This window comes from Ruegeria sp. CE8 (genome assembly GCF_056537465.1).
The window spans coordinates 157313-181715 of sequence record NZ_JBQFRP010000003.1 but is presented as its reverse complement, the minus strand read 5'-3'; the positions used below and the strand labels follow the sequence as shown (position 1 = coordinate 181715).

General features: G+C 58.0%; 20 protein-coding genes. 14 read left to right on the top strand and 6 right to left on the bottom strand.

The window, feature by feature from the left end:
- Positions 1–2 precede the first annotated feature (2 nt).
- Positions 3–3140 carry an efflux RND transporter permease subunit gene (locus ACR0AA_RS06555; protein ID WP_480661372.1) on the top strand — a complete coding sequence of 1046 codons (3138 nt, stop codon included), beginning with the start codon at positions 3–5 and terminating at the stop codon, positions 3138–3140.
- Positions 3141–3192: 52 nt separating this feature from the next.
- On the opposite strand, the gene glpD is transcribed toward ACR0AA_RS06555, so the two are convergent.
- On the bottom strand, positions 3193–4785 hold the full coding sequence (gene glpD, locus ACR0AA_RS06550; RefSeq protein ID WP_480661371.1) for a glycerol-3-phosphate dehydrogenase: 1593 nt from the start codon (positions 4783–4785) through the stop codon (positions 3193–3195).
- 212 nt (positions 4786–4997) lie between these two features.
- Here glpD and ACR0AA_RS06545 point away from each other — a divergent pair, with 212 nt between their 5' ends.
- The 6 genes from ACR0AA_RS06545 (at position 4998) to ACR0AA_RS06520 (ending at position 9747) form a co-directional block, all read left to right on the top strand.
- The gene (locus ACR0AA_RS06545) at positions 4998–5759 is read left to right on the top strand and encodes a DeoR/GlpR family DNA-binding transcription regulator (protein ID WP_480661370.1); all 762 of its coding nucleotides are present in this window, start codon (positions 4998–5000) and stop codon (positions 5757–5759) included.
- Positions 5760–5874: 115 nt separating this feature from the next.
- On the top strand, positions 5875–6030 hold the full coding sequence (locus ACR0AA_RS06540; protein ID WP_239337747.1) for a DUF5993 family protein: 156 nt from the start codon (positions 5875–5877) through the stop codon (positions 6028–6030).
- Between the two features lie 9 nt (positions 6031–6039).
- Entirely contained in the window at positions 6040–6609 is a 570-nt protein-coding gene (locus ACR0AA_RS06535) for a disulfide bond formation protein B (RefSeq protein WP_480661369.1), read from the top strand.
- A gap of 34 nt (positions 6610–6643) precedes the next feature.
- The gene (locus ACR0AA_RS06530; protein ID WP_480661368.1) at positions 6644–7006 is read left to right on the top strand and encodes a DUF3302 domain-containing protein; all 363 of its coding nucleotides are present in this window, start codon (positions 6644–6646) and stop codon (positions 7004–7006) included.
- A gap of 21 nt (positions 7007–7027) precedes the next feature.
- Positions 7028–8173, top strand: a complete 1146-nt coding sequence (locus tag ACR0AA_RS06525) for an HlyD family secretion protein (RefSeq protein WP_480661367.1) — start codon at positions 7028–7030, stop codon at positions 8171–8173.
- An 11-nt stretch (positions 8174–8184) separates the two neighbouring features.
- Complete coding sequence (locus tag ACR0AA_RS06520) at positions 8185–9747, top strand: efflux transporter outer membrane subunit (protein ID WP_480661366.1); 1563 nt, start codon at positions 8185–8187, stop codon at positions 9745–9747.
- A 3-nt stretch (positions 9748–9750) separates the two neighbouring features.
- Here ACR0AA_RS06520 and mprF read toward each other — a convergent pair whose 3' ends face one another.
- Positions 9751–12360 (bottom strand): bifunctional lysylphosphatidylglycerol flippase/synthetase MprF, encoded by a 2610-nt coding sequence (gene mprF / locus ACR0AA_RS06515; RefSeq protein WP_480755696.1) that lies wholly within the window; start codon positions 12358–12360, stop codon positions 9751–9753.
- A 97-nt stretch (positions 12361–12457) separates the two neighbouring features.
- A complete protein-coding gene (locus tag ACR0AA_RS06510) occupies positions 12458–12886 on the bottom strand; it encodes an Lrp/AsnC family transcriptional regulator (RefSeq protein ID WP_480661364.1) in 429 nt (142 codons plus the stop codon).
- A gap of 86 nt (positions 12887–12972) precedes the next feature.
- Here ACR0AA_RS06510 and rocF point away from each other — a divergent pair, with 86 nt between their 5' ends.
- The 3 genes from rocF to ACR0AA_RS06495 are packed head-to-tail and all read left to right on the top strand — an operon-like array spanning position 12973 to position 15863.
- A complete protein-coding gene (rocF, locus tag ACR0AA_RS06505; RefSeq protein ID WP_480661363.1) occupies positions 12973–13893 on the top strand; it encodes an arginase in 921 nt (306 codons plus the stop codon).
- Positions 13893–14813, top strand: a complete 921-nt coding sequence (ctlX, locus tag ACR0AA_RS06500) for a citrulline utilization hydrolase CtlX (RefSeq protein ID WP_480661362.1) — start codon at positions 13893–13895, stop codon at positions 14811–14813. Before rocF ends, ctlX begins: the two co-directional genes overlap by 1 nt.
- 6 nt (positions 14814–14819) lie before the next feature.
- Positions 14820–15863, top strand: a complete 1044-nt coding sequence (locus ACR0AA_RS06495; protein ID WP_480661361.1) for an ornithine cyclodeaminase — start codon at positions 14820–14822, stop codon at positions 15861–15863.
- 52 nt (positions 15864–15915) lie between these two features.
- Here ACR0AA_RS06495 and ACR0AA_RS06490 read toward each other — a convergent pair whose 3' ends face one another.
- The 3 genes from ACR0AA_RS06490 to ACR0AA_RS06480 form a co-directional block, all read right to left on the bottom strand.
- Positions 15916–17319 (bottom strand): TRAP transporter large permease, encoded by a 1404-nt coding sequence (locus tag ACR0AA_RS06490; RefSeq protein WP_480661360.1) that lies wholly within the window; start codon positions 17317–17319, stop codon positions 15916–15918.
- A gap of 3 nt (positions 17320–17322) precedes the next feature.
- Complete coding sequence (locus ACR0AA_RS06485) at positions 17323–17952, bottom strand: TRAP transporter small permease subunit (RefSeq protein WP_480661359.1); 630 nt, start codon at positions 17950–17952, stop codon at positions 17323–17325.
- A gap of 63 nt (positions 17953–18015) precedes the next feature.
- Entirely contained in the window at positions 18016–19032 is a 1017-nt protein-coding gene (locus ACR0AA_RS06480; protein WP_480661358.1) for a C4-dicarboxylate TRAP transporter substrate-binding protein, read from the bottom strand.
- A gap of 428 nt (positions 19033–19460) precedes the next feature.
- Here ACR0AA_RS06480 and acs point away from each other — a divergent pair, with 428 nt between their 5' ends.
- The 4 genes from acs to ACR0AA_RS06460 all read left to right on the top strand — a co-directional run bounded on the left by acs (position 19461) and on the right by ACR0AA_RS06460 (position 24376).
- Positions 19461–21425, top strand: a complete 1965-nt coding sequence (gene acs, locus ACR0AA_RS06475) for an acetate--CoA ligase (protein ID WP_480661357.1) — start codon at positions 19461–19463, stop codon at positions 21423–21425.
- A gap of 7 nt (positions 21426–21432) precedes the next feature.
- Positions 21433–22116, top strand: a complete 684-nt coding sequence (locus tag ACR0AA_RS06470) for an adenylate kinase (protein ID WP_480661356.1) — start codon at positions 21433–21435, stop codon at positions 22114–22116.
- 185 nt (positions 22117–22301) lie between these two features.
- The gene (locus ACR0AA_RS06465) at positions 22302–22586 is read left to right on the top strand and encodes a DUF4212 domain-containing protein (RefSeq protein WP_239337767.1); all 285 of its coding nucleotides are present in this window, start codon (positions 22302–22304) and stop codon (positions 22584–22586) included.
- A gap of 5 nt (positions 22587–22591) precedes the next feature.
- Positions 22592–24376, top strand: a complete 1785-nt coding sequence (locus ACR0AA_RS06460) for a sodium:solute symporter family protein (protein ID WP_480661355.1) — start codon at positions 22592–22594, stop codon at positions 24374–24376.
- Positions 24377–24403: the final 27 nt, after the last annotated feature.

Here is a 24403-nt window from a genome sequence, read left to right as displayed (position 1 = left end):
GGATGTTCTCGGCCCTGTTCATCAGCCGGCCCAAGCTGGCGCTTGTTATTTCGCTTGTCCTGACCATCATGGGCGGTATCGGCTATCTGGTTTTGCCGGTTGCCCAGTTCCCGGACATTACACCACCTGTGGTCAGCGTAACGACCACCTACACCGGCGCAAACGCCGAAACCGTGGAAAACACCGTTGCCGCGCCGATCGAGGCGCAAGTCAACGGTGTGGACGACATGATTTATATGACGTCTACCTCGTCCGATAACGGCTCGTATTCGCTGAATATCACGTTCGAAGTGGGCACCGATCCCGATATTGCCTCGGTCAACGTGCAGAACCGCGTGGCGCAGGCGATGTCCTCGCTGCCGTCCGAGGTAACGTCGTCAGGTGTTGTCACGCAAAAAGCGTCGACCAACATGCTGTTGCTGGTGACGCTAACATCACCGAACGGCACTTATGACAGCGTGTTCCTTTCCAACTATGCCTCGATCAACCTGAAAGACGCGCTGGCGCGGGTTCAGGGCGTTGGTAAGGCGGACGTTCTGACCAATCTGGAATACGCCATGCGTATCTGGATGGACCCCGACAAGATGGCAGCTCTGTCCATCACTCCAGGGGACGTGATCAGCGCCATTCGTGAACAGAACGTCGAGGTATCGGCCGGTTCCATCGGCGCGCCGCCGGTGCCGGAAGGACAAACCTTTCAATACACCATCAAGACCAAAGGCCGCCTGACCTCGGCTGCCGAGTTTGGTGACATTGTCATCCGCACTGGTGATGCAGGGTCAATCGTGCGTGTCAAAGATATCGCCAAGGTGGAGCTAGGCGCGCAATACTATGCTGCTTCGGGCTATTTCGACAGCGTTCCTGCCACCGTTATCGGCATCTATCAGGCCCCCGGCGCGAACGCGCTGGCGGTCTCTGAACGGGTCGAAGCCGAACTGGAACGGTTGTCACGCACCTTCCCGACGGATGTGGAATACGACGTCCCCTTCAACACCACTGACTTTGTAGAACAGTCTTTGAATGACGTGGTTACAACCCTGATCCTGACTTTCACGCTGGTGATCACGGTTGTGTTTGTTTTCCTTGGCAGCTGGCGGGCAACCATCATTCCCGCGGTTGCGATCCCGGTCTCACTGATCGGTACATTTGCCTTCCTGCTCTTGTTCGGCATGTCGCTGAACACGATTTCGTTGTTCGCGCTGGTGCTGGCCATCGGGATCGTGGTGGATGACGCCATCGTTGTGGTCGAAAACGTCGAACGGATCATCGCAGATGAAGGTCTTCCACCGGCTGAGGCGACACGCAAAGCCATGGGGCAAATCACCGGTCCGGTGATTGCAACCACGCTGGTTCTGTTGGCGGTGTTTGTGCCTGTGACCTTCATGCCCGGCATCTCGGGGCGGCTCTATTCGCAATTCGCCGTGACGATCTCAACCGCGGTTGTGATCTCATCGATCAATGCTTTGACCCTTTCGCCCGCTTTGTGTGGGCTTGTGCTGAAACCGCGCTCAGGCCCGCCCAAAGGACTGTTGGCGTTGTTTGAAAACTTTATCGGCTCCATTCGGACGGGCTATGTCGCGATTGTTCGCAAGCTGCTTATTCTGCCGGTTGTCGGGCTGGGCGTCATTGTCGTGCTGGCCATGGGTACGGGCACGATCATGTCCAACACATCCAGCGGCTTCCTTCCTCTTGAGGACAACGGTTATCTGTTTGTTGATATTCAGCTTCCCGATGCCGCGACTCTGGAACGGACCGAGGTTGTGTCCGGCCGGGTCGACGATCAGATTCAGCAGATCCCGGGCGTGGCGAGCACGGTTCTGATCAACGGTTTCTCGATCCTCAACGGCACAACCACAAACGGCGCCGCGATCTTTGTGAACCTCGACAACTGGGACGACCGTCAAGAAGACGACCTGAGTGCGGATGCTATTCTGCAAAAGGTCTTGGCCATCGCATACGGTGAGTCCGCGGCTTCGATCGTGGCATTCAACCCGCCACCAATTCAAGGCCTCGGGAACTCGGCAGGTGTTGAGATGGAGGTTCAGCAAACTGGCGGCGGCACGCCGCAGGATCTGGCCTCGGCCGTGGGGTCGTTCGTCTATGCGGCGAACCAGCGCCCCGAAATCGGACAGGCCTACACCACCTTCCGCGCAAACGTGCCACAGCTGTTTGTCGATCTGGACCGCGAAAAAGCCAAAACGCTGGAAGTCTCGGTCGCCGAGGTTTTCCAGACGATGCAGGCGCAATTGGGGTCGTATTACGTGAACGACTTCAACCTGTTCGGGCGGGTCTATCGTGTAATGATCCAGGCCGAAGGGTCGTATCGCGACAATGTCGACGATATCTCGAACCTTTACGTGCGTTCGACCAAAGGTGAGATGGTGCCCTTGGGTACGCTCATCGATGTCGAAAACGTTCTGGGCCCGGTTTTGCTGAAGCGTCACAACCTGTTCAGATCCGCGACTGTGACAGCGGTTCCGGCTGAGGGTCTTTCGACCGGGGATGCGATCACAGTGATGACCGAAGAATCGGCCACCGCCCTGCCACCTGGATACGCCTTTGAATGGACCGGGACTGCGCAACAGCAGTTGGCTTCGGGTGGTCTGGTCATCGTGATCCTCGGGCTGGCGATCCTGTTTGGGTATCTGTTCCTCGTGGGGCAATACGAAAGCTGGACTATGCCGGTATCGATCCTGCTGTCGGTGATCGTGGCGCTGTTTGGTGCTGTGGCCGCTGTGGCCATCGTTGGCAGCGACATCAACCTGTACACGCAGATCGGGATGATCATGCTTGTGGGGCTCGCCTCGAAAAACGGCATTCTTATCGTTGAATTCGCGATGGAGCAAAGGGCCAAAGGCCTGTCGATCCGGGACGCCGCCGCCGAAGCCGCCTATCAGCGTTTCCGCGCGGTGATGATGACAGCCTTGTCGTTCCTCTTGGGTGTGGTTCCGCTGCTCGCAGCAAGCGGCGCGGGCGCAGCGAGCCAGAAGGCAATTGGTGTGGCCGTATTCGGCGGGATGCTGGCGGCCACACTGGTCGGCGTTATCCTTGTGCCGGTCCTCTACGCCTTGATGCAAAGCCTGCGGGAGTGGATCAAGGGAACCAAGAACGATCCCGACCCATCCGAGGAAGCCGCGTGATCCAAAACAAAAAGCCCCGCCAATCCGGCGGGGCTTTTTTCGGGCCGTTTGCCTAGGCCGTAACGACCGCCGGCGCGTTTTGATGATCCATCCAGCGCTGAATGTGCTCGATTTGCTCTGCGGTCAGTCTCAGGCCCATCTTGTTCCGGCGCCACACGACGTCTTCGGCCGTGCGGGCGTATTCCTTGTCCATCAACCACGCCAATTCCCGCGCGCTCAGAGTCGCGCCAAAGTCTTCGCCCAAATCTGCTGCAGACGTGGCTTCCCCAAGAATTGTCCGGGCTTCGGTGCCATAGGCGCGGACCAACCGCTCGGCCCAAGGGCGGTCAAGAAACCCGTAGGCCGCCAATAGTCCCTCAACCAGATCCTGCACGCCATGGACCGGAAAGTCACCTCCGGGCAACGCAACGCCAGCTGTCCATGGGCCGGGCAAATCGGGGAAATGCTCGGCCACCTTTTCCATGGCGCTTTCCGCCAGGCGCCGGTAGGTGGTGATCTTTCCTCCAAACACATTCAACACCGGCGCCCCGCCCTGCGCGTCGACCTTCAGCGTGTAATCGCGAGTCGCAGCTGTCGCACTGCTGGCCCCATCGTCGTACAGAGGACGGACACCGGAATAGGTCCATACGATATCATCGCGCGTCACCGGCTGCTTGAAGTACTTTGTAGCGAACGCGCACAGATAATCCTGCTCTTCCTCGGTACAGACCGGTGGCTCCGACGGGTCCGGATGGTCCTGATCCGTTGTACCGATCAGCGTATAGTCCCGCTCATACGGAATGGCGAAGATGATGCGCCCGTCTTCACCCTGAAAGAAATAGCACTTGTCGTGGTCGTAGAGTTTGCGCGTCACGATATGGCTGCCACGCACCAGGCGAACTCCTTCGCGGGAGTTGATCCGGATCTTGGTCTGGATGATGTCTCCGACCCACGGTCCACCCGCATTGATCAGCATTCTGGCGCGAATTTCACTTGTTTCTCCGCTTTGTTGATCGCGGATTGTGACCTTCCACAGATCATCGACCCGTTCAGCGGAGAGAACTTCAGTCTGCACCAGAATTTTCGCGCCGCGAGCCTCAGCATCGCGGGCATTCAGTACCACCAGCCGGGAGTCTTCGATCCAGCAGTCGGAATACTCGTAAGCGGTTTCGAACTTATCCTGCAGCGGCGCACCTTCCGGAGCGCTGCGCAGGTTCAGCGAAGCTGTTCCCGGCAGGATTTTGCGACCACCAAGGTGGTCGTACATAAACAACCCCAAACGGATCAGCCACGCCGGGCGCTGTCCCCGCATCCACGGCATCACGGTACTCAGCAACCGGGACGTCGGTGTCTCGGAGTCAAACCGCATGTCAGCGTGATACGGCAGCACAAAGCGCATCGGCCAACTGATATGGGGCATCGCCCGCAGTAGTGTTTCGCGCTCAATCAGAGCCTCTCTCACCAGGCGAAACTCGAAGAATTCCAGATATCGCAATCCGCCATGAAACAGCTTGGTTGAAGCCGAAGAAGTTGCCGACGCCAGATCGTTCATCTCTGCCAAGGTGACAGACATCCCTCGCCCGGCCGCATCACGGGCAATACCACACCCGTTGATCCCGCCACCGATGATGAAAAGGTCTGTGACCTCGCCACTTTGCCGTTCCATATCCGGATGATTCCCTATGCTGGAAAAGTCGCGGCCATTAACCCGGCGCAAGCGCGTTTCGTCAATGCGATTATTCGTATTTTTTCGTTTTTACTTCCAAACAGCGTTGGATTGTTTAATTTTGACCTTCACTCACTGAATTCGCGTTCGAATGCTTGCAAAATCCTCTAGTTCGAACAAAAACGAACTTACTTATTTATCCGGAGCCAAACATGTCTCTTTCCTTTCGCCAGTCGGATATTCTGAACGTAGCCAGAAAAGACGGTCGGGTAATGGTTGAAGAACTGGCTGACCGGTTCGGTGTGACGGTCCAAACCATTCGCCGCGACCTTTCCGAGCTGGCCGATATGGGGAAACTGGACCGCGTGCATGGCGGTGCGGTCCTGCGGTCCGGCGTCTCAAACATAGGTTATGAAGACCGCCGTGCGCTGAACGAAGATGCCAAGGCACGTATTGCGCTGACCTGTGCTGGTGACATTCCGGACGGCGCGTCGGTGTTTATGAATATCGGCACTTCGACCGAGGCTGTCGCGCGCCAGCTGCTAAACCATAAGGATCTGATGGTCGTCACCAACAACATGAACGTCGCCAACATTCTGGTGGAAAACCCCAATTGCGAAATTGTCGTTGCAGGGGGCGTCCTGCGTCGTTCGGATGGCGGGCTGATTGGCAATCTGACGATATCGACCATTAGGCAGTTCAAGTTCGACTACGCCGTTATCGGCTGCTCTGCGCTGGATACCGACGGCGATCTACTGGACTTTGATTTTCAAGAGGTCCACGTCAGCCAGTCAATTCTCGCCCAGACACGGCGCACATTTCTTGTGGCCGATCATTCGAAGTTTCAAAGGGCAGCTCCGGCCCGCATCTCATCCTTGGCCGAAATCGATACGTTCTACACCGACCATCCGCTGACAGCCTATCTGCGCGACCGGTGCAACGAATGGGATACTACCGTGCGCATATGCCAATAACAGCGTAAGTGGTTCGCCTAAAAGGTGAACCTTGCAACCCTTTCCTTGCCAGATACCATTTCGCCTGACAGTATCCCCGTATTGCGATCGTTGCACGGAAGGGGAGAACCGGGCCATGATAGCGCTTTTATTTGCGTTACTTACAGCCACGATGGGGCTGAACTATTTTCGAAGAACAACGGCAGCCAACACGCTGTTCATTTTCACGCTGGCGTTGAGTGTGTACTGGCTGAAGTTTCACGCCACCAGCCAGCTGACGATTCAGTTGTAGGGGGCGGCGATGACACCGGACCTGTCCCGAACATTGAATGCCATCGGCATGCTTGCCGTGAGCCTCGTGCTATTGCTGGCCTATATCTACCAGCTGACGCTGTATGAACTGCCCTGCCCGCTTTGCCTGCTGCAACGCGTTGGCTTTGTCGCCGTGGGCGTCGGTCTGGGACTGAACCTTCTATACGGAGCCCGCCCCCAACACTATGCGTTAATGCTGATTGCCGCATTGTTCGGCGGCAGCGTCGCGGTGCGGCAAATCCTTCTGCACATCGTACCGGGCACCGGTCATTACGGCTCACCCGTTCTGGGACTGCATTACTACACTTGGGCCGCCATTTGCTTTTTTCTGATCCTGCTGGGCACGGCAATCATGCTGATGTTTGAACGCCAATATGCCACCGACACGTCGGACCAACCGCGCTTTGGCGGCAGCACTTTGGCAAAGACGGCGTTCTTCGTCATGCTTGGGCTCGCTGTGCTGAACGCAGTTTCAACCTTGATCGAGTGCGGCCCGGGAATTTGCGCCGACCCGCCAACCAGCTACAAATTGATTGACGAACTAGGCACCAACAATTGAGGATGGGATAACCTTCCCAAACGGAGGCACGAACATGGGGTTACTTGGGCAGCCGCTGGACTACTATGACTACCTGACGTTTCTTGCATTGATATTGCTGCTGGCGGCGGTGATGGCTCTGTTCCTGTTCGTCATGGGTTTACCGGGACGCATCGCGATCAAACGTAACCACCCTCATGCTGAGGCGATCAAGATCATGGGGTGGATGGGGTTTCTGGCCATCGTCCCATGGGTCCACGCCTTTATCTGGGCTTTCCACGACGGAACCGTTGTCGATATTCGCCGCATGCCCGACGATGAACGGGAGGCTGTTCGCAAGGAAATCAAGCGGTTGGGTGGTGAGCTGACGGAAGAGTACCGCGACCCGCTTGACCCGGACGAGACGCAAAAAAGCTAAGGCCAAAGGAAACTACAAAATATGTTCGTCGCCCTCGGCATTACGCTTTTTTACATCATCTTCGTCTGGTTTATCTTCTTCAAAGTGAAGTGGCTGAAGTTCAGTATCACTTGGGGGATCGTGACCTTCTGGGTGGGTGCCCACCTGTTGTTGGTCTTTCTGGTTGCACTACGGTTCTTCCAACCCTTCTCGATCGACAGCCATGTGGTCCGTTCGACCATCCAGATCGTCCCGCGCCTGACCGAACCGACGATCCTGACCGAAGTGCTGGTGGAGCCCAACACGCCCGTTCTCAAAGGTGATCCGCTCTATCGCTTTGACGACACGGTCTTCTCACTTGAGGTTGAATCCGCTACCGCGCAATTGGTGGCCGCAGAGCAGAACGCCAAAATCCTCGAACAGGACGTGATTGTCGCGGCCGAAGCCGTTGAGCGCGCGAATGCCCAGTTGGCTTATGCGCAGACTCAGCAGGCGCGGTACGAAAATCTGGTGCCTGCAGGTGGTGCGCGTCAGGACGAGCTGGATCGCTGGAACGAACAGGTAACCGAGGATCAGGCACAAATCAAAGAGGCCGAAGCAAATCTGGAGAAGGCCAATCTGGCTTTGGACTCGCAGATCGACGGGATCAATACCGGCATCCTGCAGGCGCAGGCTCAGTTGGATAAGGCTCAGTATTTTCTCGACAATACCACGATCTATGCACCCGAAGACGGCATGATCGTGTCTCAACAGGCGCGGCCGGGGCTTGTCGTTGGTGATATCCGTCTGGGGGCGATTGCCAGCTTTGTAACCAAGGACAACCCCTACATTCTGGCCACTTACAGACAACAGAATCTGAAGTTTGTCGAAGTCGGTCAACCCGTCGAGGTCGCGCTTGACCTCTATCCCGGAGAAATCCTGACTGGCAAGGTCGAGGCAATCTGGTGGGCCACCCGACAGGGTCAGTATCTTCCCTCGGGCCGCCTGCCCGGGTTTGAATTGCCGAAACTGCCAGGACGTATCGCGGTGCAGATCTCGGTCGACATCCCTGACGATCACACCTTCCCTGCTGGCGGTCACGCGGCCGTCGCGATCTACACCGGGCAAGGCAAGAGCTTTGAATTTTTGCGGCGGATCAATATCCGGCTGTATTCCTTCGCCAACTTCATTCGACCATTGGATATCTGAGGACGCTTAGCATGACCCGGGCCAGACTTTACCGCCGATTGATGGGCACGGCCCTGTGTGCAACGCTCTTCGTGGGGTGCGCACCGGTCGGTCCGGATTTCGTGCGGCCCAACTCTCCGGTCGTCAAGCAGTGGATCGAGGTGAACAGTCCAAGCGCGGGACAAAGTGGGCTGACCTCGCGCAGCGCACCGGTGGTTAAATGGTGGGAAACCTTCAACGATCCCACGCTGAACAAGCTGATCGCCGAAGCGTATGCCCAGAACCTTGATCTGCAGGTGGCGGGCGCCCGTGTCCTGCAAGCGCGCGCGCAATTGGGCATCGCCTTCGGTGAGCTCTATCCGCAATCGCAGGCCATCGGCGCATCCATCGAACGCCGCCAGGTCAGCGACAACCTCGGGCCAATTTCCGATATCCGCAGGATCATCCCGCTCGACACCGAGTTTTCAACGTCTCAAGTCGGGTTCGACGCCCAATGGGAGCTGGACGTCTGGGGCCAGCAACGCCGCGGCGTACAGGCCGCGCGCTCCAATCTGGCTTTGCAGGTGGCAAACTATGACGACGCGCTGGTCACACTGACCGGAGATGTCGCGGCGCTCTACGTTAACATCCGGGCGCTGCAGGAGTCGCTGGCGGTCGCGCGCGAGAACATCCAACTACAACAGGAGTCCGCCGACCTGACCCAGCTGCGGTTTAACAACGGCGTGACCACCGAACTGGACGTTCAGGAATCGCAAGCCTTGCTGAACAACACCAAGGCTTTGGTTCCCGAAATCGAAAGCGACCTTCAACAGGCTAAGAATGCTTTGGCGGTCTTGCTTGGCGCGACGCCTTCCCGGATGACCAGCCTGCTGGGTAACTCTGGTCGCATCCCGTCGGCACGTTCCAACGTGGCGGTCGGTGTTCCGGCCGAACTGCTGCGTCGCCGCCCCGACGTCCGCGCGGCGGAACTGGCAGCAGCAACGCAATCAGCTCAGGTCGGTATCGCGCTGGCGGATCTGTATCCGCAGTTTATCCTGTCCGGCGCAATTGGCCTGCAGGCGTCGGGCGGGCGTGACCTGTTCTCGTCGACCAGCAGCACGGGACTGGCCAATGCTGGTGTGGTCTGGAACGTGCTGAACTACGGCCGGATTAAAAACAACGTGCGAGCGCAGGATGCTGCCTATCAGGCGCTGATCGCCAATTATCAGAATACGGTCCTGACCGCCTATTCCGAGGTTGAAAGCGCGATGGTGGCCTACGCACAGTCCCGCAAGCAGGTCGGGTTTTATGAAAACAGCGTCGCGGCTTCGCGCAAAGCGGCCGAGATCGCCATCGACCAGTACCGGGACGGCATCGCCAGCTATTCTCGGATCCTAAACACGCAGACTTCCCTGCTGCGGTCGCAGGCCAATCTGATCGAAGCGCGTCAGCAAGTGTCCAGCAATTTGGTTGCTGTTTACAAAGGATTGGGCGGCGGCTGGCAAATCCGCCAAAACCAGGAATTCCTGCCCGAAACCGTTCTGGCTGAGATGGCATATCGCACCGATTGGGGCGACCTGCTGGAGAAAACCCCAACGCGCGCCAGCCTGAACTGACCCTTACTTGGTCAGCCCGCGTAACCCGCCTGAGATCAAAATATTCACCTCGTACAGAATCCTCGGGGCCGCCAGACCACCAGGGCTGGCCAGATAGTTCGGGCTCCATTCCGGGTCAAACTTCTGCTTGAAGGACCGAAGCCCTTCGAAGTGATAAAACTGCTCGCCATGTTCATAAACGAACCCGCCAACCCGGTTCCAGAAGGATGCCAGTTGCCTGTTCTCGATCCCGGAAAACGGTGCAGCCCCGAGCGAGAACCAATGGAACCCCTGCTCTGCCCCCCAGGTCATCATCTCGGCGAACAGCGCGTCCATAATAAAGTTCGACCCATCAGGCTCATACCGCATCAGGTCCAGCGATAGTTCCGACTTATGCCCGCCCTGAAAGAGGTTGGCAAAGGCCACGATCTTTCCGGTAGCAGCCTTTTTCAGCACCGCGAAATCGAAATAGGACAGGTATTCATCGTCAAAGCCACCGAGCGCAAAGCCCTTTTCCTCTCCGGCCTTGTGCTCCAACCAGTCATCTGAGATTTTGCGCAACTCTGGCAGCGCCGGGGCCAGGTTTTCCTTTGGAAGGATCTCGAACACGTATCCTTCGCGTTCGGCCCTGTGCTTGGCCTGACGGAACCTTTTGCGCGGCTTTCCGTCCAGTGAAAAATCCTTCAGCGGAACACGCGCAACCTCTCCGATTTTCAGGATCGAGAGGCCCAGATCCAGAAACGTTGGCAGGTACTTGGTCGAGACGCTGTAGAACGCGCACAGCTTGCCCTCGCGATCCGCCATCTCGCGCAATTGCCAGATAAGTTGTTGGCCAGCCTTTTCTTCCCCCACAGGCTCGCCTTTACTGATCAGTGCGTTGCCGGTATCGGCATAGGCCAGAAACGCCTTGTCGTCTGGGGAAATAAGGAACTGTTTGTCGCCGGTGAGGGAAATTTGCGCCTCGGTGTCTTCGCTTTCCAGCGCCAGCCGTTCGACAACTTCCGGTATCTCGGTCCGCATCGGCTCGGGAACCTCTCGCCCAAACAGCGAGTTTACGGCCACAATACCAAGGATGACCGCCACAACGAGACTGGAACGTAAGAAGCGCGAGGCGTTACCGTTCCAGGCGAATTCCCACCAAAGGGCGTTCTGGTATTCGACATGTGAATAAGCGAACAGTCCGATCCAAAAGATGACCAGAAGCAAGGCAATAACGCTGACCAGCCACGGAATATTCAGGCGGAAGATCGACGCGCCGCTGACCCGGTAAAAGGCTCCGCGAAACGTGGCAAGCAGGGCGATGGTGCCAAGCATTGTGATTGCTTCGTGGATGTCTAGGCCCTTGGTTAGCGATGCAATGAACCCCGCGACCATCAACAACATGGCGACCACCCAGGCTCGGTACAGCTTGCGGAACAGCCCCCGCGACACGAGGAGCAGCAAAACCCCAACCGCACTGCCGGCAAGGTGAGACGCCTCAACGAATGACAGGGGCAGGAAGTCACGCAATGCGCCCAGGCTCTGGCTATTTGTGGGCAATGCTCCGGACACCAACAGGATGACCCCGGCGACGGCAGCAACCCCCGCGGCAACCATCGGGATGATCGGGCGGATCACGCGATAAACCCATGTCGCCGCCCCGCTGATGTGGTGGCGGTGCGTCAGCGCTGACGCAACCGCGATGGACAATGTGGCAATTGCAAACGGCAGAAACGTGTAGACCAACCGATAAAGCAACAGCGCTGCGATCACGTCGGACCGCCCCGAGGCTCCTAGTCCAGCGATCAGAGTTGCTTCGAACGCGCCGATCCCGCCTGGGGCGTGGCTGAGGATGCCGACGGCGATGGCGCCAATGTAGATTGTGAAGAAGAACGGATATCCAACCCCAATGTCATCCGGCATCAAAACGTATAGGGTCATCGATGCCCCGAACAGATCACCGACCGCGGCCAGCGTCAGAAGTCCGGCCAGTTTGCCGCCCGGCAGGTTGAAGCCCAACCCTCCCGTAGCCAGTCTGCGCCCGCCTCTGGAAAGCCAAATGAACAAGCTTGCCAGCGCTGCCAGCAAGCACACACCGATCACGGTTTCGGTGACATCACTTATGGGCAAAATCTTGGAGATTCCGTCCGGATGCAGCGTTAGCAATGTGCCCAACAGCAAAACAAAACCCGACCAGAAAGCGATCCATGAGGTGGCAATAACACCCGCGACCCTGCCTAAATCCAGTCCAAGAGACGCGTAGATCCGATACCTGATCGCCGTGCCCGTAATGTAGGAAAATCCAAGACAATTCGACACCGCGTACCCGCAGGCCCCGGCCATGCCAGCCACTGGCAACGGCACCTCTCCATCTGCCACACTTTGCACCGCGAATACGTCATAGAGCGACAGTGAGAAAAAGCTAAACGCTGTCCAACACAGCGCGATGAGCATCAGTTTCCACGATGTGTTCGCAACGTCCGTCTGCACATCAGCCCATTTCACGTGGGATGACAGCTCGTGTAGAACAATCAGTGCGATGAGGGTCACAAGAATCGGTATTGCGATCCTGACCACGGGCTTTTCAAGAAACCCCGACACCCGTTCCGCCAAGCGTACAGCCCAGAGTTCTTCGACGTTCTCTTGCGTTGCCATGCTTTGTCCCTGCTCTCAGGCCTTTTCACGTCCTGCGCGGTTGGATCACGCAAAGCAACTTTTGCACATTTTCTTTCAGGCTCAAAGCACTACGCGGTCAGAACCGCCCCTTTCGGGTCGAGAGCAGCAGGTTGGTCTCGGACCGGGTTATCCCCTCCATGCGGCGAATCTGGAACAGAACCTCGTCCAGCTCGGCCAGTGTTTCGGTCCAGATTTCAGCGATCAGGTCCCAGCTGCCGTTCGTGGAATGCACAGCGCGCACCTGACGCATGGCGGCGATGCGGGCCATCGTGCGCTCGGTTCCCCGGCCTTCGATTTCCAGCATCATTAAGCCGCGCACGGGGCTTTGCGCCACGTCCTGACGGGTGAGAACGGTGAACCCAACGATCTCGCCTGACTGTTTCAGGCGCTGCAACCGGCTGCGTACGGTCGTGCGTGTCACACCCAGCGTTTCAGCGAGTTCAGACAGCGATGCCCGCGCATCCCGGTGCAAAGCGCTCAGCAGCCTACTATCCAAATCGTCCATGATTGCTTTCCGGTTCGTATATCTAAGTGTCATTTTGAACATTTTGCTGCCTTTTCGCAAGCCACCCTGAGTGGCTAGATAGTCATATGGATACTGAAAACGTGATATTGGTCGGTGCGCCGATGGACGCTGGCAAACGCCGTCAGGGGTGCCGCATGGGTCCCGACGCGTATCGGGTGGCGGGCCTACAAGAAGCCCTGACAGATCTTGGGCATCAAGTAACGGATATCGGCAATGTCAGCGCCGATCCGTCGGATGTGCCAGAGCACCCGCATCTTGTCGCCCTGCCCGAATGTGTAGGCTGGACCGGTGCGCTCAGCCGCGCGGCGCAGGAAACAGCACCCAAGGGCCTGCCGATTTTCATGGGAGGTGACCACGCCTTGTCGATGGGCACCGTCGCTGGCATGGCCGCACATGCCAACCGGATCGGGCGGCCGCTGTTTGTGCTCTGGCTGGATGCGCACAGCGATTTTCACACTCCGGACAGCACCGGCAGCGGTAACCTGCACGGCACTCCCGTAGCCTACTTCACCGGGCAACCCGGGTTTGACGCCTTCCCACCTTTAGCCGCCCCCGTTCCGACAGACCGCGTGGGTATGATCGGTCTGAGGTCCGTGGATCCTGCAGAACGCGCCCGACTGGAGCAGGATCAGGCCATGCTGGCGGATATGCGCAGCATCGATGAACATGGCATCAAGGCACCGTTGATTGCATTCCTGGACCGTGTCCGGGCGGCAAACGGCCTTCTTCACGTCTCGCTGGATGTCGACTTTCTGGACCCATCTGTCGCCCCAGCCGTGGGCACCACCGTTCCCGGAGGCGCGACCGAACGCGAAGCCCATCTGGTGATGGAACTTCTGCACGAAAGCGGTCTGGTCTGCTCACTGGATCTGGTCGAACTGAATCCGTTCCTTGATGAACGTGGACGCACTGCGAAACTTATGGTTGATCTGGCCGCCTCCTTGCTGGGTCGCCGCATCTTCGACCGCCCGACCCGGAGCTTCTGATGAATTCCCTTCAATCTCCCTCTGCCGTCGTTATGGTACGCCCGCACGAGTTTGTTTCGAACCCTGAGACACGCCACGACAATGCGTTTCAGACGCTGGCACACCGATCCGCCGAAGCGACTTCAGCAGCCGCGCGCGACGAACATGATCGCGCGGTCGAACAACTGCGCGAGGCAGGTGTAACCGTTCATGTCTTTGACGATCACGGCCAATTGAACACGCCTGACAGCGTTTTTCCCAATAACTGGTTCTCGACACATCCCGGTGGGCACGTCGCGATTTACCCGATGTTTGTTCCGTCGCGCCGACGCGAACGCCGCTTAGATGTTATCGAATTGCTGAAGCAGGAATACCGCGTTCAGGACGTGATTGACTATTCAGGGCTGGAACAGGATAACCTTGCGCTGGAAGGTACCGGAGCAATGGTTCTCGATCACGTCGGGCGCATTGCTTACACGGTCAAATCCAACCGCGCTGATCCTGTTCTGCTAGAGCGGTTCTGCACGAACTTCAACTACGAACCCATCGCGTTCGAAGCTCGGGATGCTGAAGGCAGAGATGTCTATCACACCAATGTCCTGATGGGGATCGGTACGCATTATGCTCTGATCTGTCTTGACATGATCACCGACGCCGAACGCCGTGCAACCGTGCGGGCGCGATTGGAAGAATCCGGTCGCACTGTCATCGACTTGTCGCATGACCAGATCGCGAATTTTGCCGGAAACACCATTGAGCTCAGCGGGCGTGACGGCCTTGTGCTGGCATTGTCCAGCCGCGCCAGGGATGCGCTGACGCCCAAACAGATCAACATCATCGAAGACAGCGCAACCCTGCTGCCTTTGTCGGTTCCGACCATAGAAACAGCCGGTGGATCAGTACGTTGCATGATCGCCGGTATCCACCTTTCCCGCCGATAGGAGATCATGATGCAACCTTCTGACAAGGCGCTTGTGCCCTTTGTATCCGTCGACAACATGATGCGGCTGGTGCATCACATCGGGCTTGAAAAGATGATCACCCAGATCGCGGCCCAAATTGAATCCGATTTCAAACGCTGGGAGAGCTTTGACAAGACACCCCGCATCCCAGCCCACTCGCCCCATGGCGTGATCGAGCTGATGCCGACCTCGGACGGTGAGGCCTACGGATTCAAATACGTCAACGGGCACCCCAAGAACACATCCGAGGGTCTGCAGACCGTCACCGCCTTTGGCCTGCTGGCTGACGTCTATACCGGCTACCCGACCCTGTTGACCGAGATGACAATGCTGACCGCGCTGCGCACCGCCGCGACCTCGGCTTTGGTGGGCAGTTATCTGGCCCCGAAAAACTCACGCGTCATGGCAATGATCGGGAACGGCGCGCAGTCTGAATTCCAATGTCTGGCGTTCAAGGCCATGTGTGGGATCGACACGGTACGTCTGTTCGACACCGATCGCGCAGCGACCGAGAAATGTGCGGCAAACCTAAAGAACTCCGGTCTGACTGTCGTGCAGTGCAAAACAGCCGAGGATGCCATCGAGGGCGCGCAGATCATCACCACCTGCACGGCGGACAAGAAATACGCCACGATCCTGACCGACAACATGGTTGGCCCGGGCGTGCATATCAACGCCATTGGCGGCGACTGCCCAGGCAAAACCGAGTTGCATCGCGATATCCTGCTGCGGTCTGAGATCTTTGTCGAATACCCCGAACAAACCCGTATCGAAGGCGAGATTCAGGCGTTGGATGACAATCATCCGGTCACTGAGATGTGGCAGGTGATGACCGGTCAGGCCAAAGGTCGCCTGGATGACCGCCAGATCACGCTGTTTGACAGCGTTGGCTTCGCGATCGAGGACTTCTCGGCCCTGCGATACATCCAGTCCGCCATCGAAGGCACTGATTTCTTTGAACCTCTGGACATGCTGGCCGACCCTGATGACCCGCGTGACCTCTACGGGATGCTGATGCGGGCGAGCTGAAGAACCCGCACTTCACGTCGACTAGCCCCCGGCTCACCACCGGGGGCTTTTTCTATCCGGCTAATGACGGCAAGTAGAGTACGATGCCAGGAAACGCCACAAGCAATGCGATGGTCACGCCATCGGCAATGAAGAACGGCGTCACCCCTTTGAACACGTCCTGAACGCTCAGATCCGGGCGCACGCCTGCGACCACGAAACAGTTCAGACCGATGGGCGGTGTGATCAGACAGAATTCCGCCATCTTCACCACCAGAATACCAAACCAGATGGCGCACATCGGCCCCGACATGCCGAAAGCGCTGTCGGCAGCACTGACTGTTTCGCCACCGTTCAGGGCCATGACTGCCGGATAGACCACCGGCAAGGTCAGCAACAGCATCCCAATCGCGTCCATGAACATGCCAAGCACGGCATAGGCCAAGAGGATGCAGATCAGGATCAGCATCGGCGACATTTCCAAAGAGGTGATCCAATCCGAGAACGCGCCCGGCAGATCCGCAAAACCGAGGAAACGCACATAGATCAGCACACCCCAGATGATCGTGAAGATCATGGCTGTCAGTTTCGCGGTTTCCAGAAGTGCCGACTTCAACTCGGGCCACCGCATACCGTGAAACAGGGCAAAACAGAACACGATGAAGGCCCCGATCGCACCACCTTCAGTCGGTGTACCCCAGGCCTTCTCACCGAACGGGTTATAGACAAAGCAGATGATGATCAGGATCACCGCGACAATCGGAATTGCACCCGGAAGGGATGCAAAGCGCTGTTTCCAAGTGAACCCTGTGACCGGAGGGCCGACGGATTTGAATACAACTGCGATGCCCACGATCAGCAGGCCGTACACAACGGCAGAAAATGCCCCTGGAATAAACCCGGCGAGCAGCAGTTTGCCCACATCCTGCTCGACAATGATCGCGTAGATCACAAGGATCGCGGACGGCGGGATCAGCGATGCCAGCGTTCCGCCCGCAGCGACAACCCCGGCCGCGAATTGCTTGTTGTAGCCGACCTTCAGCATCTCGGGGATCGCGATCCGTGCGAACACGGCGGATGTGGCCACCGAGGCACCAGATACTGCCGCGAAACCCGCAGTCGCGAATACAGTTGAAACCGCGAGCCCCCCGGGCACCCACGCGACCCAGCGTTTCGCGGCCTCGAACAGCGCGCGCGTGAGCCCCGCGTAATAGGCCAGATAGCCGATCAGGATGAATGTGGGGATCAGGCTGAGCGTGTGCGCTGCAACCTTGGAGTGCGGCACCTGCCCCGCCGTTTTGACGGCGACCGTCAGTGCCTTGCCAAAGCGGTCGGGGTCATAGCCGAACTTCGCCCAGAATATCCAGACCAAGCCAATCAGCCCCGCAAGACCGGCAGCAAAGGCCACGCGCATTCCGGTCACAACCAGAACCAGCAGGCCACCTGTGACCCACAGGCCAATCTCAATCGTGTCCATACGCTAGTCCTGCCCTTCGAATTGCTCGGCTTCGGCGGCTGCCTGCGCCGCCGCATCCTGTATCAGAGGCACCGCAACCGGGCTTTCAACCCCCAGTAAAAAGGCACGACCATAGCCCCAAACCTGCAATAGCAGCCGCAAGCAAAGAACCGAGAATGCAACCGGGGCCAGCAGCTTGGCAGGCCAGAGCGGGATGCCGATGTCGATTGAACTGTCGCGACTCCACATCGGGGCACCGAAGTCGAACGAGCGGTCAAAGTGGGACCAGCTGCCCCAAACAAGCGCCAGCATCAGCACCAGGATCAAAATCACCGAGATCAGCTCGAACAGCCACAGTGCCCGCCCGTGCAAGCGCGAGATCACAATATCCATTCGGATATGGCCGCCATCGCGCTGAACGTAGGAAATCCCCAAAAACGCAATCAACGGCATCGCTTGTTCGATCCAGTCGACATACCCCGGCAAGGGTGCGTTGATCGCATTGCGACCGCTGACCGAAACAACAGCCAGAACCATAAGCCCAAACACGGCAACACCGCTGATTAGCGCGAGAAATCGCTCCAACCTCAGCAGCTTACGATCCAATGAACTCAGGAGGCTGTTGTCCTCAAGCACCGTGGCCTGTCCTGCCATACCGGTGTTCCCCTGTATTTTGATTGTTGTCCGGGTGCCCCCATGGGCACCCGGATGTCGCGATTAATTACCGCTGCGCTGTTGTTCCAGCGTGGATTGGACCAGATCATACAGATCCTGCGCGGGAAGGCCCTGAGCGGACATGTCCGCAATCCACTGTTCGCGGATCGGGTCAGCAGCCTTTGTGCGGAACTCGGCGATCACCGCATCGTCGATCTGCACTTTCTCAACACCTTTTTCGGACAGAACACCATCCCACTGCTCCAGCAAAGTGCCGTAGTTGGCCAGATAGTGATCAATCGCTTCGTCGATTGAGCTATCCAGCGCTTCGCGATGCTCGGCGGGCAGTGCTTCATAGGCGTCGATGTTGACCACGACCGGGCAGTTTACGGTGCCGGGGTTCAGGTTGGCTGTCCACCAGTCGGCCTCGTTGATCGTGCCGAAGGACAGATGCGCGTGCTGGGCGAAGGCCACTGTGTCCACAACGCCAGATTCCATCGCGTTGAAAGCTTCGGTCGCAGGCACCGATGTCGGAACGCCACCAACGGCTTCGAACGCCTGACCCAGACCACCCGTGGCGCGAACGCGCATCCCTTCGAATTCGGCCAGTTCATCGCGCGGCTCGCCAGTGCCAACCAGGTTATACTGCGGCATCGGAGAGGTCATGATGATGCGCGCGTTCCACTGCGCCATCTCATCTTTGACGGCGGGGTGATCGTAAACAGCGTGGCTGACCGCGACCTCTTCATCCAGATTGCTGACGCCAAGGAACGGCAGCTCTAGAACGGTAATCGCGCGGTTCTTGTCGCGGTGGTACCCGGCACAGAACTGCGCCATCTCGAACGCGCCGATTTCAATCCCGTCAAGGTTCTCGCGTGGCTTGGACAGCCCGCCATAGCTGACGTTGATGGTGAAATCGCCATTGGTCTTCTCGCTGACCAGTTCCGCGAGCTTTTCAACGTGTTCGGTAAATGCGCGGCGCTTGCCCCAGACTGAGGCATTCCACTCGGTTGCGGCGGCCTCGGACACGAACGCAACACCCAAAGCGGCCACAGCGGCGCCGCTCAACATCTTTTTCATATTGATTTCTCCCTTTGTTGCACCCCCTTGCCGAGGCGCTTGCGCTCAAAGCTAGCGCCAACATCGGTATGTGCCAACCCCCGGGCATCATTCCCTACGAGCGGTAAGCGCAGCCGTCATACGCTAACAACCAAAAGACGAGTCCCAAATGACTTCAACACTACACTGGACGGGCCGCTGCCACTGTAGAATTCCGTTACATCCTAAATGTTGTTTTCATTATTATTTTTCATTTTCTTGAGTTTTTGTTTACAGCTTTCGCGAAATGAAAGAAATGAATTTACAAACTAATCCTGAGATTTCTGTAATTTATTTCATTGTTTTCAGCTCTCCGTATTATTGGAAGCAGGGAGGATATGGGTCGACATTGCCAGTTCAGCAGGCAAAATCGGCCCAGTTCAATATAGTCCAGAGGGAGGAGCCTCAGAATGACAACCGCTGCCCAGGCAGAAGCCACGACCTTTCCGCCGTCCGCCGACACTATAGCCCGTGCGCATGTCAACGCTGAAAAATACAACGAGATGTATGCGGCCTCCATCAATGACCCTGTGGCGTTCTGGGATGAACAAGGCAAGCGGGTGGACTGGATCAAGCCCTACACGCAGGTCAAGGATGTCAGCTATGACTTCGGCTCGGTTGGAATCAACTGGTATGCGGACGGTACGCTGAACGTTTCTGCAAACTGTCTGGACCGCCACCTGAAGACCCGCGGCGATCAGACCGCGATCATCTGGGAGCCGGATGATCCAAACGACGAAGCGCAGCACATTACATATGCCGAGTTGCACCGTCGCACCTGTCGGATGGCCAACATTCTGGAATCGATGGGCGTCCGCAAAGGCGACCGGGTCGTGATCTATCTGCCGATGATCCCCGAAGCCGCCTATGCCATGCTGGCATGCGCGCGGATTGGTGCAATCCATTCGATTGTTTTTGCTGGGTTCTCTCCCGACGCTCTGGCCGCACGGATCAATGGCTGTGACGCGAAGGTTGTCATCACCGCTGACGAAGCACCGCGTGGCGGTCGCAAAACCCCGCTGAAGTCCAACGCGGACGCCGCCCTGCTGCACTGCAAGGACACCGTGAAGTGTCTGGTCGTCAAGCGCACCGGTGGTCAGACCACGTGGATCAACGGTCGTGACTATGACTACAACGAAATGGCGCTTGAGGCGGATGACTACTGCGCGCCTGCTGAGATGAGCGCCGAGGACCCGCTGTTCATCCTTTACACCTCCGGCTCGACCGGTCAGCCCAAGGGTGTTGTGCATACCACTGGTGGTTACCTCGTTTACGCGTCGCTGACCCACGAGATTACGTTCGATTATCACGATGGCGACGTTTACTGGTGTACCGCTGACGTGGGCTGGGTCACCGGCCACAGCTACATCGTCTATGGCCCGCTGGCCAACGGTGCGACGACGCTGATGTTCGAAGGTGTTCCAACCTATCCGGACGCCAGCCGCTTTTGGCAGGTTTGCGAAAAGCACAAGGTGAACCAGTTCTATACGGCTCCGACTGCGATCCGTGCCCTGATGGGTCAGGGTAATGAGTTTGTTGAAAAGTGCGACCTGAGCGACCTGAAGGTCCTTGGAACCGTGGGAGAACCGATCAACCCCGAAGCGTGGAACTGGTACAACGAGGTTGTCGGCAAAGGCAATTGCCCGATCGTGGATACCTGGTGGCAGACCGAAACGGGCGGTCACCTGATGACCCCCCTGCCCGGCGCCCACGCAATGAAACCCGGCTCGGCCATGAAGCCCTTCTTTGGCATCCTACCGGTGGTTCTGGACCCGCAATCCGGCGTCGAGATCAAAGGCGATGGCGTCGAAGGCGTTCTGTGTATCAAAGACAGCTGGCCCGGACAGATGCGCACCGTCTGGGGCGATCACGAGCGTTTCGAGAAGACCTATTTCTCGGACTACAAAGGTTACTACTTCACCGGTGACGGCTGCCGTCGCGATGAGGATGGCGATTATTGGATCACGGGCCGTGTTGACGACGTGATCAACGTCTCGGGTCACCGCATGGGCACGGCCGAGGTCGAAAGTGCCCTGGTCGCACATGCCGCGGTGGCCGAGGCCGCTGTGGTTGGCTATCCCCATGATATCAAAGGGCAAGGTATCTATTGCTATGTCACTCTGATGAATGACCGAGAGCCGTCGGATGAGCTGCTGAAAGAACTGCGCACCTGGGTCCGGACCGAGATTGGTCCGATCGCTTCACCGGATGTAATTCAGTGGGCCCCGGGCCTGCCCAAGACCCGTTCGGGCAAGATCATGCGCCGTATCCTGCGCAAGATAGCCGAGAACGACTTCGGCTCGCTGGGTGACACTTCGACACTGGCCGATCCGTCGGTTGTCGAAGACCTGATCGAAAACCGCGCGAACAAGTGAGGATGTGATGGACGCTGCCACGACCATAACTCCCGCCGTACTGATCCTTCTCGGCCCTCCGGGCGCCGGGAAAGGCACACAGGCGCGGATGCTGGAAGACAAGTTCGGGCTGGTGCAACTCAGCACCGGTGATTTGCTGCGTGCGGCCGTTGCTGCGGGCACCGAGGCGGGCAAGGCCGCGAAGGCGGTGATGGAAGCCGGCGATCTGGTCAGCGACGAGATTGTCATCGCCATCCTGCGCGACCGGCTGGCCGAGCCTGATTGCACCAAGGGCGTAATCCTGGACGGCTTCCCGCGCACCACGGTTCAGGCCGAAGCGCTGGACGGGTTGTTGGCGGAAACCGGGCAGAAAATCAATGCCGCAATCAGTCTTGAGGTCGAGGACGAGGAAATGGTGATCCGCATCTCGGGGCGCTACACCTGCGGCGGCTGCGGCGAAGGTTACCATGATACGTTCAAGGTCCCGAAGGTTGAAGGTGAATGTGACAAGTGCGGCAGCACCGAGTTCAAGCGCCGTGCTGATGACAACGCCGAGACCGTCGCCTCGCGTCTTGCGGCCTATCACGCACAAACCGCGCCGCTGATTACGTATTACCAAGACCATGGCGTTCTGAAAGGCCTGAACGCCATGGGCAATATCGAAGACATCGCTGGCAATCTGGAAAGGATCGTCAGCGACGCGATGAACTAAGGGAAGACGGCCTGCCCTGAATAAGGGCCGAATTCCTAAAGGAAAACTTCAATGGACCCGCCCTGGCGGACCGGAGAAGTCTTGCCTGACGCCAAGCCGGCGTTCGGCATATCGAAAAGCGGCCCCGCGCGCTGGAGGAATAAGACAACGGGCCGCCCTAGGAGGAAGCGAAGGAGGAACCCGCAATGGCGGATCAATCAACAAACTCCGCGCAGACTGCCGAAGCCGACAAAGGCTATTGGCAGGCCAACCTGCGTCTCATCTACATCAGCCTCGTCATCTGGGCGCTGGTGTCTTTTGGATTCGGCATTCTGCTGCGTCCGTTGCTGTCCGGCATCGAAGTCGGCGGCACCGATCTGGGCTTTTGGTTCGCCCAGCAGGGCTCGATCCTGGTCTTTCTGGTGCTGATCTTCAACTACGCCTGGCGCATGAACAAGCTGGACGCTGAATACGGCGTGGATGAGGAGTAAGCAGCATGGACCAGTTTACCATCAACCTGCTGTTTGTCGGCGCGTCCTTTGCGCTGTACATCGGCATCGCGATCTGGGCCCGTGCGGGCTCCACATCCGAATTCTACGCCGCCGGTCGCGGCGTTCACCCGGTCACCAACGGTATGGCGACAGCGGCGGACTGGATGTCTGCGGCCTCGTTCATCTCGATGGCGGGCCTGATTGCCTTTACAGGTTATGACAACTCGACCTTCCTGATGGGTTGGACCGGTGGCTACGTTCTGCTGGCTCTGCTGCTTGCGCCCTACCTGCGTAAGTTCGGCAAGTACACCGTCTCGGAGTTCATCGGCGACCGCTTCTACAGCCAGACCGCACGTGTTGTTGCGGTGATCTGTCTGATCGTCGCGTCGGTGACCTACGTGATCGGTCAGATGACCGGCGTGGGCGTGGCCTTTGGCCGTTTCCTTGAGGTGTCGAACACATCTGGTCTGTTGATCGGCGCCTGTGTGGTGTTTGCCTACGCGGTGTTCGGTGGGATGAAAGGCGTGACCTATACTCAGGTCGCTCAGTACTGCGTGCTGATCACCGCCTACACCATCCCGGCGATCTTCATCTCGCTGCAACTGACCGGTACGCCTGTTCCGGCGCTGGGTCTGTTCAGCGACACTGCAAGTGGTGAGCCGCTGCTGACCAAACTGGACGCAATCGTGACCGAGCTGGGCTTTGCCGAGTACACGGCGCACCACTCGAACACGCTGAACATGGTTCTGTTCACTCTGTCGCTGATGATCGGTACCGCTGGTCTGCCGCACGTGATCATGCGCTTCTTCACCGTGCCGAAAGTGTCTGACGCCCGCTGGTCCGCTGGCTGGACGCTGGTCTTCATCGCGCTGCTTTACCTGACCGCCCCCGCGGTTGGCGCAATGGCCCGACTGAACATCACCGACATGATGTGGCCCAACGGTGGCATCGAAGGTGGCGCTGTTTCGGTTGAAGAGATTGACACCGATCCGCGTTACGACTGGATGCAGACGTGGCAGAAAACCGGCTTGTTGGATTGGGAAGACAAGAACGGCGACGGCAAGATCCAGTACTACAACGATCAGAACGCCGATATGCAGGCGCTTGCGGAAGAAAAAGGCTGGGTCGGTAACGAGCTGACCAAGTTCAACCGCGACATCCTGGTTCTGGCCAACCCCGAGATCGCCAACCTGCCGGGTTGGGTGATCGGTCTGGTCGCTGCCGGTGGTCTTGCGGCTGCTCTGTCGACCGCTGCGGGTCTGTTGCTGGCGATCTCGTCTGCGGTATCCCACGACCTTGTCAAAGGTGCGATCAACCCGCAAATCTCTGAAAAAGGGGAACTGTTGGCGGCGCGGATCGCAATGGCTGTCGCCATCGTTGTTGCAACCTACCTGGGCCTGAACCCACCGGGCTTTGCGGCGCAAACGGTGGCTCTGGCCTTCGGTCTGGCGGCTGCCTCGATCTTCCCGGCGCTGATGATGGGGATCTTCTCGACCCGCATCAACAACACCGGTGCCGTCGCAGGTATGCTGGCTGGTCTGACCGTGACCCTGGTCTATATCTTCCTGCACAAGGGCTGGCTGTTCATTCCGGATACCAACTCGTTCACCGATGCTGACCCGCTTCTGGGTCCGATCAAGTCGACTTCGTTCGGCGCCATCGGTGCGATGATCAACTTCGGCGTTGCTTACGTCGTCGCTGGAATGACCAAAGAGACTCCGCCGGAGATCGTAGAATTGGTCGAAAGCGTGCGTATTCCCCGTGGCGCAGGCGCAGCTCAGAATAAATGAGCATGATGCGGCATATGGTAAACTTCC

What these genes read in the sequence shown, in the direction of transcription:
- ACR0AA_RS06555 (WP_480661372.1), top strand. Translation starts at nt 3, where the DNA reads ATGTTCTCGGCCCTGTTCATCAGCCGGCCCAAGCTGGCGCTTGTTATT.
- glpD (WP_480661371.1), bottom strand. Translation starts at nt 4,785, where the DNA reads ATGGAACGGCAAAGTGGCGAGGTCACAGACCTTTTCATCATCGGTGGC.
- ACR0AA_RS06545 (WP_480661370.1), top strand. Translation starts at nt 4,998, where the DNA reads ATGTCTCTTTCCTTTCGCCAGTCGGATATTCTGAACGTAGCCAGAAAA.
- ACR0AA_RS06540 (WP_239337747.1), top strand. Translation starts at nt 5,875, where the DNA reads ATGATAGCGCTTTTATTTGCGTTACTTACAGCCACGATGGGGCTGAAC.
- ACR0AA_RS06535 (WP_480661369.1), top strand. Translation starts at nt 6,040, where the DNA reads ATGACACCGGACCTGTCCCGAACATTGAATGCCATCGGCATGCTTGCC.
- ACR0AA_RS06530 (WP_480661368.1), top strand. Translation starts at nt 6,644, where the DNA reads ATGGGGTTACTTGGGCAGCCGCTGGACTACTATGACTACCTGACGTTT.
- ACR0AA_RS06525 (WP_480661367.1), top strand. Translation starts at nt 7,028, where the DNA reads ATGTTCGTCGCCCTCGGCATTACGCTTTTTTACATCATCTTCGTCTGG.
- ACR0AA_RS06520 (WP_480661366.1), top strand. Translation starts at nt 8,185, where the DNA reads ATGACCCGGGCCAGACTTTACCGCCGATTGATGGGCACGGCCCTGTGT.
- mprF (WP_480755696.1), bottom strand. Translation starts at nt 12,360, where the DNA reads ATGGCAACGCAAGAGAACGTCGAAGAACTCTGGGCTGTACGCTTGGCG.
- ACR0AA_RS06510 (WP_480661364.1), bottom strand. Translation starts at nt 12,886, where the DNA reads ATGGACGATTTGGATAGTAGGCTGCTGAGCGCTTTGCACCGGGATGCG.
- rocF (WP_480661363.1), top strand. Translation starts at nt 12,973, where the DNA reads ATGGATACTGAAAACGTGATATTGGTCGGTGCGCCGATGGACGCTGGC.
- ctlX (WP_480661362.1), top strand. Translation starts at nt 13,893, where the DNA reads ATGAATTCCCTTCAATCTCCCTCTGCCGTCGTTATGGTACGCCCGCAC.
- ACR0AA_RS06495 (WP_480661361.1), top strand. Translation starts at nt 14,820, where the DNA reads ATGATGCAACCTTCTGACAAGGCGCTTGTGCCCTTTGTATCCGTCGAC.
- ACR0AA_RS06490 (WP_480661360.1), bottom strand. Translation starts at nt 17,319, where the DNA reads ATGGACACGATTGAGATTGGCCTGTGGGTCACAGGTGGCCTGCTGGTT.
- ACR0AA_RS06485 (WP_480661359.1), bottom strand. Translation starts at nt 17,952, where the DNA reads ATGGCAGGACAGGCCACGGTGCTTGAGGACAACAGCCTCCTGAGTTCA.
- ACR0AA_RS06480 (WP_480661358.1), bottom strand. Translation starts at nt 19,032, where the DNA reads ATGAAAAAGATGTTGAGCGGCGCCGCTGTGGCCGCTTTGGGTGTTGCG.
- acs (WP_480661357.1), top strand. Translation starts at nt 19,461, where the DNA reads ATGACAACCGCTGCCCAGGCAGAAGCCACGACCTTTCCGCCGTCCGCC.
- ACR0AA_RS06470 (WP_480661356.1), top strand. Translation starts at nt 21,433, where the DNA reads ATGGACGCTGCCACGACCATAACTCCCGCCGTACTGATCCTTCTCGGC.
- ACR0AA_RS06465 (WP_239337767.1), top strand. Translation starts at nt 22,302, where the DNA reads ATGGCGGATCAATCAACAAACTCCGCGCAGACTGCCGAAGCCGACAAA.
- ACR0AA_RS06460 (WP_480661355.1), top strand. Translation starts at nt 22,592, where the DNA reads ATGGACCAGTTTACCATCAACCTGCTGTTTGTCGGCGCGTCCTTTGCG.